Source organism: Coprococcus sp. OM06-34AC, from assembly GCF_003462545.1.
In the GTDB taxonomy this organism is placed as follows: domain Bacteria; phylum Bacillota; class Clostridia; order Lachnospirales; family Lachnospiraceae; genus Coprococcus; species Coprococcus aceti.
On record NZ_QTZF01000007.1, the window covers coordinates 152,895 to 164,848 of the forward strand.

The following is an 11,954-nucleotide window of genomic DNA, read 5'->3' on the forward strand; positions in this document are numbered from 1 at the left end:
ATTCTTAACTGTGTTAAGTAGTTTTAAAAACTACATTCGTTGTTTTTTGATTATTTTCACTTTACTTTTTGCCGGTGATTTGTTATAAGATTATATGAGTTGGATAAGTGATCGCGGCTGCATTTTTGCAGGTGAGGAAAGTCCGGGCTTCACAGGGCAGGATGCCGGATAACGTCCGGTGGAGGCGACTCCCAGGCCAGTGCAACAGAAATATACCGCCATATTCGTATGGTAAGGGTGGAAAGGCGAGGTAAGAGCTCACCGCTGCCATGGTAACATGACAGGCTCTGTAAACCCCATCCGAAGCAAGACCAAATATAGCTTCTGCAAAGGAGCTTGTGGAATGATACAGTTGCCCGCTGCATTCCAGGTAGGTTGCTTGAGTTTTATGGTAACATAAATCCTAGATAGATGATCACTCTCGACATAACCCGGCTTACAGTCCAACTCATTCCCTTTCATAGTATTTTTCTTATATTTTGAACAAAAAATACGGCACGGAGACATTTGATTTGCCTCTGTGCCGTATTTTTTATGCTACTGGTTATTCTTATTGGTTATTCTATATCCTTGTGTGAACCTTCATCATATCCTGAAGCATCCGCCACCTATAAATTCTCTGAGTATGGAATTGGCAGGTATGTATTCCGTGTCTATATCGTGGAACATATCTATCAGACGCAGAAGTCTCGCCGCATCCTGGTAATGCTCTGAAGTCTCATCTACCCCGAGCAGCAATGGTCTCGCCTCACGCCGTATGGCGGTATATTCGTACAACAGTCCCGAGTTAAACATCTCATCAGCCTCGCTCTCATATGGGAAGATATATTTCTCCTCTCCCCTTCTGACTGAGCTCCACATGGAAAGTGTCTTCTCCACATCGTTCCCTCTGGTCCTGCTGTCTCTGACTATTCTCCTGAGCAGTCTGCTGTCTATGGTTGAAACCTTTGCCGGCTCGCCGTCCTCACCTTCAACGTACAACTGATTAAGAGGACTTATGTATATCTTGTACTTGTCTTCATCCGCCAGGCCGTATGTCATCTTCGGGTTAAGCGAATGGATTCCTTCCATGATGATAACATCATTTTCACCTATTTTGAGAAGGTCCCCATGATATTCCCTCACTCCGGTCTTGAAGTTGAAAACCGGAAGCTCTATCTCTTCACCGTCCAACAGCCTTGTCATATCCCTATTAAGTGTTTCAAGATCCATGGCCTCCAGGCACTCGAAATCATAGTTGCCATTCTCATCCTTCGGATTGTCTTCACGGTTCACAAAATAGTTATCCGCAGCTATCGCATGTGGTCTGAGTCCCATGGCACGAAGCTGGATACTGAGTCTGTGGGAAAGTGTTGTCTTGCCCGCCGAGCTCGGCCCGGATATCAGTATTATCCTGCGCTTCTGTTCGGAGACTTTTCTGGCTATCTCATACATGCAGTTACTCTGCATAGCCTCGCATACCAGTATGAGCTCCAGTCCCTTTCCTGAATCGATCATCTCGTTCAGCCTGTCGACCGAATCGATACCGACTTTCCTCGCCCACTCCTTTGCAGTTGTCTTTAATGATGTTATACTTCTCTGCTCATCACCCATATAAATATCTACTCCATATCCGATATAAGTCTCAATGCCTCTTCCATGCATTCCTTTTCATGCGTGAGCTCACCGGCACGCCGTCTGGCATTGACCGTATCCGCATTCTTCAGTCCTTCAAGAACTTTTCCGGTCGAATCAAGCTTATCCCTCAGATACTCTCCGAGGATCTTGTCATGATTATGTATGAGGTAATATCCGTATTTATAATATACTTCATCCATGGCTGACTTATTACCAAAATCCTGTGCTGTCACATCCACATTCAGTACAACATAGTATTTGCCGGCATCTATCAGCATTTTTTCCTCTGTGATCTTCCAGCCATTCTCTGCGATGTACCTTCTCAAATGCTCTGTCTCCGACTGGGGCTGCAGCACGAGCTGACCGGCTGACTGTACCACATCCATGCCGGCTTCAAGTATATCCGTTATGAGGATTCCTCCCATGCCGGCTATTATGATGGAATCCACCTCACCCGGAGATATGGTTGCAAGTCCGTTTCCGAGTCTCAGATCAATACGGTCTGTCATATTCCACCTGGCTATATTATCCCTGGCTATAGCACACGGACCGGTTCTAACATCTGATGCTATGACCCGGTCCGATATGCCATTTGCCACAAGGTATATGGACACAAATGCATGGTCGCATCCAATATCACACACTCTGCCGCCGGGCTTTACCATGTCGGCAACAGTCTTCATACGAAGTGACAATTCTATATCTTTCATAATTATTATCCTCGCACCATCCATGCCAGATCGCGCGGTCCTCTCTGCTAGTTATACAGGAAATCCTTGAGCTTTCTGCTTCTGTTAGGATGTCTCAGCTTTCTGAGCGCCTTTGCCTCGATCTGTCTGATACGCTCTCTTGTGACATTGAACTCCTTGCCGACTTCCTCAAGGGTTCTTGGTCTTCCGTCATCCCATCCAAATCTGAGCTTTATAACTCTCTGCTCTCTCTCTGTAAGTGTGCTGACTACCTCGTCGAGCTGCTCGTGCAGCAGTGTCTGGTTTGTCGCCTCAACAGGTGTAGGGATACTCTCATCCTGTATGAAATCTCCAAGATGGCTGTCCTCCTCCTCACCGATAGGAGTCTCCAGTGATACAGGCTCCTGTGCGATCTTCATGATCTCCTGAACTCTCTCCTTTGGAAGTCCCATAACCTCTCCGACTTCCTCTGGAAGCGGCTCTCTGCCGAGCTTCTGAAGCAGATCTCTGCTCACTCTGGTAACCTTGTTGATGGTCTCAACCATATGAACCGGGATTCTTATGGTTCTCGCCTGATCTGCGATGGCCCTTGTGATGGCCTGTCTGATCCACCATGTCGCATATGTTGAGAACTTGTAACCCTTTCTGTAATCAAACTTCTCCACGGCCTTGAGCAGACCGAGGTTACCCTCCTGTATTAGATCGAGGAATAACATTCCACGTCCAACATATCTCTTGGCTATACTTACAACAAGTCTGAGGTTGGACTCAGCAAGCTTCTTCTTTGCCATCTCATCGCCTGCCTCCATTCTCTTGGCAAGCTCTATCTCCTCCTCCGCGCTGAGCAGAGGCACCTTTCCTATATCCTTCAGGTACATCTTGACAGGATCCTGTGTTGTGCTTGATATATCACCTGTATCTGTGAAATCTATCTTCTCAACATCCTCGCCCTCAGCGATCACGTCCTCGTCAAGTGTTGGCTCCTCCTCATCGTCATCTGTTATCTGAAGTATGTCCACACCGTTCTTTTCAAGGAAATTGAAGATCTTCTGCATGGTATCCAGATCAAGGGCAACCTCCTTGAGATCGTTAAAATGCTTGATGAGCTCTGTGTCCTCTATAACGTTCTTCTTGCTGTGAGCTATGTCAAGCAATTCCTGAAGCTTTGTGTTGAACTTTGCGTTGATCGCATCGTCCTCACTCACCTTGATCATATACTTGTCTTCATTTGAATTGATCGCATCCATTGTACTCATATCTTTCCTCCACATAATGTATTGTTTATTTCTTATAAAATAACTTTAAACTTTTCTATCTTTTTCCTGTCCTTGATGAGCTGCTGAACCTTCATCATGTCATTCTCGCTCTCAAGCTGCTTTTTTATGCTGGCAAGCTTTATCTTTTTCACGACCTCGGTTATGGCATTGCCAACCTCCTCCTCGGTCATGTCTATCGCCAGATCTGTCTGGAGCATGCCTGCCACCAGTCTCTGTTCCTCCACATCCTGGAATGTGTTCACCACCACAGCGGGCTCAACCTTGTGCTTCTCCCTGTACTGTGAGTACAGCTTGTCCGCTACGGTCCGGTATATTCCCGGCTCAAAGTCCGCCTCACTCACCACGCCGTCAAGTCTGGCAAACAGCTCCGGCCGGTTCACAAGCCATGTGAGCAGCAGCTTGGCGGTCTTATTATCCTTTGTCTCAGGTCTTCCCGGAGCTCCCGCGCTCTGGTCTCCCGGGAACTCTTCATAGCTCTGCTGTTCCTGGAGTCTGCGGGTCTCCCGCTCCACTATCTCCGGCTTTGCCGTGCCCGCAACACCGTAGGCATGTACCTTCGCGGCAAGGGCATCCTTGTCGATCACATATTTTCTCGCTATGGCATCGACATAATTATTTCTCTCCAGGTCGTCCTCAATATATGCCAGTTCCCTCGCTATCTGGTTCTGGAACTTGGTCAGCTCCCCCGGATCGCTCTGGTCATATTCCTCAGAATATATCCTTGCAAGGAACATCATTCCGCTCTCAGCTTTCTTTATCCTCTCCTCAAATGCCTCGCTTCCAAGGTTCTGTATGAACTCATCGGGATCCTTGTACGGTCTCATATTGATGACCCTTGCGCCGACTCCGACCTCCCGGAGAATTGCTATGACCTTCTTCGTCGCCTCCACGCCTGCGCCGTCACTGTCGTACGCCAGATAAACCTCATCGGCATATCTCTTTATTATCCCAGCATGTCCAAATGTAAATGCCGTTCCAAGGGATGCCACGGCATTGTCAAATCCTGCCTGATGCATGGAGATGACATCCATATATCCCTCACAGCATATAAATCCTTTTCTCCTGCTCCGCCTTGCTATGTTCATGGCAAACAACGTATGGCTCTTGTCGAACACCGCGGTATCACTGGTATTTATATATTTCGGTTTTCCATCGCCCATGACTCGTCCGCCAAATGCGATGACCTTGCCGTTTATATCCAGTATCGGGATCATGGCTCTGTTCCAGAACTTGTCCACACCGCCTTCCTTCTCGCTGATCTCAACAAGTCCCGAGCCCTTCATCTGATCATCTGTATATCCCTTGCTCTTCAGATACCTGTACAGATCATCCCTGTATATATCTGAATATCCAAGCGCAAATTTATTTATCGTCTCATCAGAGAGACCTCTTGTCTCGTGAAAATACTCATAAGCCTTCTCACCATGCTGGCTATGCTTCAATATATAATGAAAATATGCAGCCGCAGTCTTGTTCATCTCCCTGAGCGTTATCTTATACTGCTCCCTCGACCTCTCCTGGGCGTTCATGGACTTCTCAGGGAGCTGTACTCCAGCCCTCTCCGCAAGCCTCTCCACCGCCTCCGGGAAATTGAGGTTCTCATATTCCATGACAAATGTAAACACGTTGCCACCGACTCCGCAGCCGAAGCAGTGATACATCTGTTTTTCCCTGTTGACCTTAAATGACGGAGTCTTCTCATGATGGAACGGACAGCATGCCTCGTAATTCGCGCCCTTCTTCTTAAGGCTTGCGTAGCTTCCGATAACATCCACTATATCATTTCTTGACAAGACTTCATTTATCACGTCATCCGAATAATACAATTCGATTCCTCCTGTTTGTCAGGTATGCTCAGACCTTCCAGGACTTCGGTATATATATACTCTTAAATGTCTCTATCGCATAATTGTCTGTCATACCAGCTATGTAGTCGCACACGACTGTCTTGGGATCCTCTCCCATATATATCATCTCAACACATTCATTTGTCAGCCTGCTGGCGTCCTCAATGAAGTATTCATACAATATCCTCAGCATCTTGTCGGCCTTGAGCTCCTCGCTCTTGGCTATCGGGTTAGTGTAGAGATATCTGAACATGTATGTTCTCAGCTTCCCCAGAGCATCCCCGATCTCCGCCGACATACCGACATAATCCTTGTCCTGACTCGTATTTATCACATCATGTATGAGACAGTTCAGTCTGGTGCGGGTATTCTTCCCGAGAATGTCGGTGATATTGGTCGGAAGATCCTCCTCCTTCAATATGTTACCCCTTATCGCATCATCTATATCATGATTGACGTACGCTATCTTGTCCGCCAGTCTCACACACTGTCCCTCCAGCGTATGCGGAGTGCATGATGTCTTATGGTTTAGCATTCCGTCCCGGACCTCCCAGGTGAGATTAAGTCCCTCACCACGGTTCTCAAGACGTTCCACAACCCTTACGCTCTGAACATTGTGGCTGAAATTATTGCCCGCGCAGGCCGCAAGTGTCCGCTCACCGACATGTCCAAATGGCGTATGTCCCAGGTCATGTCCCAGCGCTATCGCCTCCGTCAGATCCTCGTTAAGCCTGAGTGATCTGGCTATCGTCCTTGCTATCTGCGACACCTCCAGAGTATGGGTCAGTCTGGTCCTGTAGTGATCATCACCCGGCGACAGAAATACCTGAGTCTTATGCTTAAGTCTCCTGAACGCCTTGCAGTGGAGTATCCTGTCCCTGTCTCTCTGGTAGACCGTTCTGAGGTCGCACTGCTCCTCCGGTCTGTCACGTCCTGTGGACTGATCACTGAACGCCGCATATCTGCTGAGCACTTCGTGCTCCCTTTTTTCCTGCTGTTCCCGTATCGTCATAGAATCTCTCCTATCACATGATCAATATTTCTTACCACACATTTTTATTATTCTCCGTTTTTTCTCAAAATCCTTTTTTATTTTTCAAATTTTCTGATGAAAGAATGACATGATAGTAAGTATAGTGATATACTTATCTAAGATTTTTGAGGTGAATGACATGTTTGATTTTGAAGAAGAACTTAAGAAGCTCCCCCATGTCCCAGGAGTATATCTCATGCACGATTCGGGGGATCATATTATATATGTAGGAAAAGCCATAGATCTGTACAACAGAGTACATCAATATTTCCAGACCGGCTACAAGAAATCCCCGAAGATTCAGAAGATGGTATCCCATATTGCATGGTTTGAATATATTGTCTGCGGTTCAGAGATCGAGGCTCTCGTTCTAGAGTGCAACCTTATAAAGGAGCACAGACCGCACTACAACACCATGCTCACGGATGACAAGGGTTATCCCTATATCCGCATTACTGTGGAGGAGGATTACCCGCGCATACTGTACAGCCATCAGATGAAACGGGATCACTCCAAATATTTCGGCCCATACACCAATTCCAAAGCGGTGAAGGATATCATAGAGCTGCTGAAAAAGCTGTATCACATCAGGAGCTGCAACAAGGTTCTGCCAAGGGATATGGGCCTTGAAAGGCCCTGCCTGTATCACCAGATAAAGCAGTGCATGGCGCCCTGTCAGGGATATATCTCCAAGGAGGATTACAACAAAAATGTCCAGGATGCCATAAGCTTTCTGAACGGCAACCACGGTCATGTGATCAGGGATCTCGAAAAGCAGATGAAGGAGCTGTCCGAGGATATGGAATTTGAACAGGCCGCCGAGATCAGGGATCTGATAAAGAGCATCCATCACATTGAGTCCACCCAGAGAGTCGGTGACACAAGCGCAGACGACAGGGATGTGATCGCCATGGCCACCGATCTTGGAAATGAGTGTGTCATATCCATATTCTTCATAAGATCCGGCAAGATGATCGGCAGGGAACACTACCACATGAGCGGCGTAAATGCTGAGGCTTACAGCACGATCATGGAGTCTTTTCTCAAGCAATACTACGCTTCCACTCCATATCTGCCAAAGGAGATCATTATCGAGCAGCAGATCGAGGACTACAAGGTCATCGAGGAATATCTGAGCGCCCGCCGGGGAAGTCAGGTACACATCATTGTTCCCCAGAAGGGAGACAAGCAGAAGCTTCTCAAGCTGGCAAAGGACAATGCTTTTCTGGTCATGAACCAGGATGCCGACAAGCTCAAGCGTGAAAAGGAGCGCACTGAGGGTGCGGCAAATGAGCTGGCACAGCTTATCGGAGTTTCATCCGCAAGACGCCTTGAAGCATTTGATATATCGCATATAAGCGGCTATCACTCCGTGGCATCCATGGTGGTATTTGAAAACGGACGCGCCAAGAAGAATGACTACAGAAAGTTCAAGCTCAGGACCATAGACGGGCCGGATGACTACGCAAGCATGAGGGAGGTACTCACAAGAAGGTTCACAGACGAGCGGTTTAATATCTACCCTGATGTACTCATGATGGATGGCGGCCGGGGTCAGGTCAACATAGCTCTGGAGGTTCTTGACGAGCTTGGTCTCAACATCCCGGTATGCGGAATGGTAAAGGATGACCACCACAGAACCAGAGGACTCTATTACAACAACAAGGAGATAGATTTTCCTGCAAATACACAGGCCTTCAACATGATAACAAGACTTCAGGATGAGGCCCACAGATTTGCAATCGAGTACCACAGAAGTCTCAGAAGCAAATCCCAGATCCACTCAGTTCTGGACGATATTGAGGGCATCGGTCCGGCAAGGAGAAAGGCTCTTCTGGCATACTTCAAGGACATAGAAAAGATCCGTGCCGCCAGCATTGCTGATCTCGAGATCCCGCAGGGAATGAACAAGACTGCAGCCACTGCGGTATATAACTTTTTCCACAACGATAAACAGAAGTAACGAGGATTTTATGATGGAATACAACTTTTTTGCACTTATATCACGAATGAAATATATTGACAGATGGGCACTCATGAGGAACAACCGCGAGGAGAATCTGTGTGAGCACTGCCTAGAGGTGAGCATGATAGCCCACGCACTGGCAACCATCGGCAATGTACGCTACGGCAAGACTCTGAACGCCGAGAGAGCTGCACTCATAGGTCTCTATCACGATGCATCGGAGATCATCACCGGCGACATGCCGACCCCAGTGAAATACTACAACGATGATATCAAGACAGCCTTCAAGGATGTGGAAGATATCGCATGCCACACACTGCTTGACAAGCTGCCGGACGATCTCAGACCAGCCTATGAACCGATATTCTTTAAGGATGCCGACGACGAGAATGATGTATATCTTTGGAAGCTCGTCAAAGCGGCTGACAAGCTGTCCGCCCTGATCAAATGTATGGAGGAGACAGGATCGGGAAATACCGAGTTCTCCAGTGCCATGGGTACGATCATGAATTCCGTGTCACAGATGGCTGAGACTTATCCTGAGGTAAACGACTTCGTGTGCGAGTTTTTACCGGCATACGGCAAGACCCTGGACGATCTTCAGCAGATATAATCTAAAGCAGATATAATCTAAAGCAGATATAATCTAAAGCAGATATAGAAAAAAGAGAAGCCGGAGCTTTTTGCCAGCCCCGGCTTCTCTTTTTTTGATCTTATTATTGTCTTAATTTTATTCCTGTTCAACATTTTGTTCAGCATTTTCAACTCTGTTGAATATCTCCATGAACTCCTGGCCTGTTATCGACTCCTTCTCTATCAGATACTGTGCGATGGCATCCAACGCATTCATGTGCTCTGAGAGAAGCTTCTTGGCCTCATCATATGCCTTCTTGAGCTGATTCCTAATCTCCTCATCGACCTTTGCAGCAGTCTTGTCTGAACACTGGAGCACTGCATTTCTGTCGAGATATTTTCCCTGAACAGTCTCAAGCTGCATGAGTCCGAACTTGTCTGACATTCCGTACATGGTTATCATCGCTCTCACTGTCTTGGTCGCCTGCTCTATATCATTTGCCGCGCCGGTGGTCACTGACTCGAATTTCAATTCCTCTGCAGCTCTTCCGCCGAGGGTCGTCACAATGTTCGCCTCAAGCTCAGCCTTGGTCTCCATATACTTCTCTTCCTCAGGCACCTGCCATACATATCCCAGAGAACCCATCGTTCTAGGAACTATTGTAATTCTCTGAACAGGCTCAGTGTGCTTCTGGAGTGCAACCAGAAGAGCATGTCCAACTTCATGATATGCAACGACCTTCTTCTCCTGGTCGCCGAGCAGCTTGCCCTTCTTCTCTTTTCCTGCAAATACAAGCTCCACCGCACCAATCAGATCAGCCTGTGAAACCATGCTCCTTCCGGATCTGACCGCAGTGAGCGCCGCCTCATTTATTATGTTGGCGAGATCTGCTCCAACCGCACCTGCTGTGGCAAGCGCAAGCTCACGGAGATCCACAGTCTCATCCATCTTGACATTTCTGGAGTGTACCTTCAGCGTGTCTATTCTACCCTGAAGATCCGGCTTCTCAACTATTACTCTTCTGTCAAATCTTCCCGGTCTCAGGAGTGCCTTGTCAAGTGTCTCCGGCCTGTTGGTTGCAGCCAGTATCACTATTCCCTTGGATGTGTCAAATCCATCCATCTCGGCAAGAAGCTGGTTCAGTGTCTGTTCTCTCTCCGAATCACCGCCCCTCACGCTGTCTCTGCTCTGGCCTATGGCATCTATCTCGTCTATGAATATTATACAAGGAGCCATCTCAGATGCCTGTTTGAACAGGTCTCTGACTCTCGATGCTCCGACTCCCACGTACATCTCCACGAAGCTTGATCCCGACATGGAGAAAAATGGCACGTTTGCCTCTCCGGCAACAGCCTTTGCCAGAAGTGTCTTTCCGGTTCCCGGAGGGCCGACCAGCAGTGCTCCCTTTGGAAGCTTTGCACCTATAGCCATATACTTCTTAGGGTTGTGAAGGAAGTCGACCATCTCAGTCAGGGATTCCTTTGCCTCGTCCTCACCTGCAACATCTGCAAATGTGACTCCGGTCTTCTTCTCCATATATACCTTTGCGTTAGATTTGCCAAAGCCCATCATTCCGCTCCGCCTTGTCACGAGCGAAAGAAACAGATAGAATGCAGCTATCATTACCACATATGAAAGTATCGTTCCGACCATGGCTGAACCGCTCTCGTCTTTTCCCTCATATGTTGTGGCATACTTCTCATGGGCCGTCTTAAGTCGGTCTGCCAGCTTATCGTCGCTTATCCTCACAGTCACATAGGTGTTCTTGTCCAGAGTTCCATCAGACTCCTTTGAGGTAAATTTGATCTTCTTGGCATATATCTCTGCATTGTCCACCTCTCCCGAATCCAGCATCTCCACAAATCCGCTGTACGGGATCTCTTTTTTCGTTCCATTTGTGATCTTGTCGTATGCTCTCCAGCACAGCAGTGTCAATATCACCGAGATGACAAGCAGAACCATGACATTCCTGTTTTTGCCTTTGTTGCCATTATTCTTGTTGTCGTCATTCTTGTCGTTTTGTTCTTTGTTGTAATCGTTATTCAACACGTTTCTCCTTTTACTCTGATATGGATATCCCATTTATCCATCTATGACTTTACCGCCTAACAAATTATAAGTCAAGTAAACTGTTTGTATGAAATTGTCTTTATTGACATTACGGGGGCTCCGGGGGTACACTTTTTTACAAATTGACAAATATATTCTATATGGGAGGGCTGCAATGCCGGGATACATAATACACCTGTGCGAGGGCAGATACATCGCAGATAAACTTCATATTTCAAAGGAATCCCAGCCGGAGCTGCTGAATGATTTCCTGCTGGGCTGCGTTCTTCCAGATGCGGTTACGGACAAAGCCCTGACACATTTCAGGCCGGAATGGCAGAACGATCTCATAACAAAATATCCGGACATCGATCACATATTGTCAGAATATCCAGTGGAAGCTATGACACCTGCCGACCTTGGCATACTTGCCCATCTCATGATGGACGCCGCCTATGTGGAGGAATTCTGGCCGCAATATTTTCAGTTTGAGGCAGGCGATAACACTCCCACCTGTGTGACACGCGACATAGACCATGTCCGAATGCACGAGCTCAGCATGCAGCCGGAGGGAAGGTGCATCCCATTCCGGGATTTCTTCTCAGAACAGTTTTTCTACGGTGATTACAATGTGACAAATCCATTGTTTATCAGGGATTTCTCACCGATCATACCGAAGGTTTCATCACCTGATATGACCATAAAAAAATGTCTATGTTTCTCACAGAGCAGACTGCGGAGTGATCTCGACTCATTCACCTCCATAGGCACCGATGTAGGCAATAATACAACGAATGTATTTCCATATAAAGCACTTAAGGACTTTATCATCTCTCAGGCGGACAGATTCCTCCGCCTCATAGATAACAAAAAAGCATCCACCAGATAAGCCTGTTTCCAGG

At 47.3% G+C, this 11,954-nt stretch carries 9 protein-coding genes and 1 other RNA gene; 4 read left to right on the forward strand and 6 right to left on the reverse strand.

The window, feature by feature from the left end; all coding sequences use genetic code 11:
- Positions 1 to 95: 95 nt before the first annotated feature.
- An RNA gene (gene rnpB, locus DXB91_RS12250) (RNase P RNA component class A) lies at positions 96 to 455 on the forward strand.
- 130 nt (positions 456 to 585) lie between these two features.
- Here the strand turns inward: rnpB and DXB91_RS12255 are convergent.
- The 5 genes from DXB91_RS12255 to DXB91_RS12275 are packed head-to-tail and all read right to left on the reverse strand — an operon-like array spanning position 586 to position 6,442.
- On the reverse strand, positions 586 to 1,593 hold the full coding sequence (locus DXB91_RS12255) for a uridine kinase family protein (RefSeq protein ID WP_055273287.1): 1,008 nt from the start codon (positions 1,591 to 1,593) through the stop codon (positions 586 to 588).
- Between the two features lie 8 nt (positions 1,594 to 1,601).
- Complete coding sequence (locus DXB91_RS12260) at positions 1,602 to 2,327, reverse strand: tRNA (adenine(22)-N(1))-methyltransferase (protein ID WP_118018200.1); 726 nt, start codon at positions 2,325 to 2,327, stop codon at positions 1,602 to 1,604.
- 47 nt (positions 2,328 to 2,374) lie between these two features.
- Complete coding sequence (rpoD, locus tag DXB91_RS12265) at positions 2,375 to 3,562, reverse strand: RNA polymerase sigma factor RpoD (protein ID WP_022216124.1); 1,188 nt, start codon at positions 3,560 to 3,562, stop codon at positions 2,375 to 2,377.
- A gap of 32 nt (positions 3,563 to 3,594) precedes the next feature.
- Complete coding sequence (gene dnaG / locus DXB91_RS12270) at positions 3,595 to 5,409, reverse strand: DNA primase (RefSeq protein WP_118018202.1); 1,815 nt, start codon at positions 5,407 to 5,409, stop codon at positions 3,595 to 3,597.
- A gap of 28 nt (positions 5,410 to 5,437) precedes the next feature.
- Complete coding sequence (locus DXB91_RS12275; protein WP_022216126.1) at positions 5,438 to 6,442, reverse strand: deoxyguanosinetriphosphate triphosphohydrolase; 1,005 nt, start codon at positions 6,440 to 6,442, stop codon at positions 5,438 to 5,440.
- A 160-nt stretch (positions 6,443 to 6,602) separates the two neighbouring features.
- Here DXB91_RS12275 and uvrC point away from each other — a divergent pair, with 160 nt between their 5' ends.
- Together uvrC and yfbR are read left to right on the forward strand one after the other, a co-directional pair.
- The gene (uvrC, locus tag DXB91_RS12280) at positions 6,603 to 8,426 is read left to right on the forward strand and encodes an excinuclease ABC subunit UvrC (RefSeq protein ID WP_118018218.1); all 1,824 of its coding nucleotides are present in this window, start codon (positions 6,603 to 6,605) and stop codon (positions 8,424 to 8,426) included.
- 13 nt (positions 8,427 to 8,439) lie between these two features.
- Entirely contained in the window at positions 8,440 to 9,042 is a 603-nt protein-coding gene (yfbR, locus tag DXB91_RS12285) for a 5'-deoxynucleotidase (protein WP_117549350.1), read from the forward strand.
- A gap of 117 nt (positions 9,043 to 9,159) precedes the next feature.
- Here yfbR and ftsH read toward each other — a convergent pair whose 3' ends face one another.
- Positions 9,160 to 10,965: an ATP-dependent zinc metalloprotease FtsH gene (gene ftsH / locus DXB91_RS12290; protein ID WP_117549473.1), complete on the reverse strand. Its 1,806-nt coding sequence runs from the start codon at positions 10,963 to 10,965 to the stop codon at positions 9,160 to 9,162.
- 262 nt (positions 10,966 to 11,227) lie between these two features.
- On the opposite strand from ftsH, the gene DXB91_RS12295 reads away from it, so the two are divergent.
- Entirely contained in the window at positions 11,228 to 11,941 is a 714-nt protein-coding gene (locus DXB91_RS12295; RefSeq protein ID WP_117549352.1) for a hypothetical protein, read from the forward strand.
- Positions 11,942 to 11,954: the final 13 nt, after the last annotated feature.

Coding starts and splice junctions, on each gene's coding strand:
- DXB91_RS12255 (WP_055273287.1), bottom strand. CDS start 1,593: ATGGGTGATGAGCAGAGAAGTATAACATCATTAAAGACAACTGCAAAG.
- DXB91_RS12260 (WP_118018200.1), bottom strand. CDS start 2,327: ATGAAAGATATAGAATTGTCACTTCGTATGAAGACTGTTGCCGACATG.
- rpoD (WP_022216124.1), bottom strand. CDS start 3,562: ATGAGTACAATGGATGCGATCAATTCAAATGAAGACAAGTATATGATC.
- DXB91_RS12275 (WP_022216126.1), bottom strand. CDS start 6,442: ATGACGATACGGGAACAGCAGGAAAAAAGGGAGCACGAAGTGCTCAGC.
- uvrC (WP_118018218.1), top strand. CDS start 6,603: ATGTTTGATTTTGAAGAAGAACTTAAGAAGCTCCCCCATGTCCCAGGA.
- yfbR (WP_117549350.1), top strand. CDS start 8,440: ATGGAATACAACTTTTTTGCACTTATATCACGAATGAAATATATTGAC.
- ftsH (WP_117549473.1), bottom strand. CDS start 10,965: ATGGTTCTGCTTGTCATCTCGGTGATATTGACACTGCTGTGCTGGAGA.
- DXB91_RS12295 (WP_117549352.1), top strand. CDS start 11,228: ATGCCGGGATACATAATACACCTGTGCGAGGGCAGATACATCGCAGAT.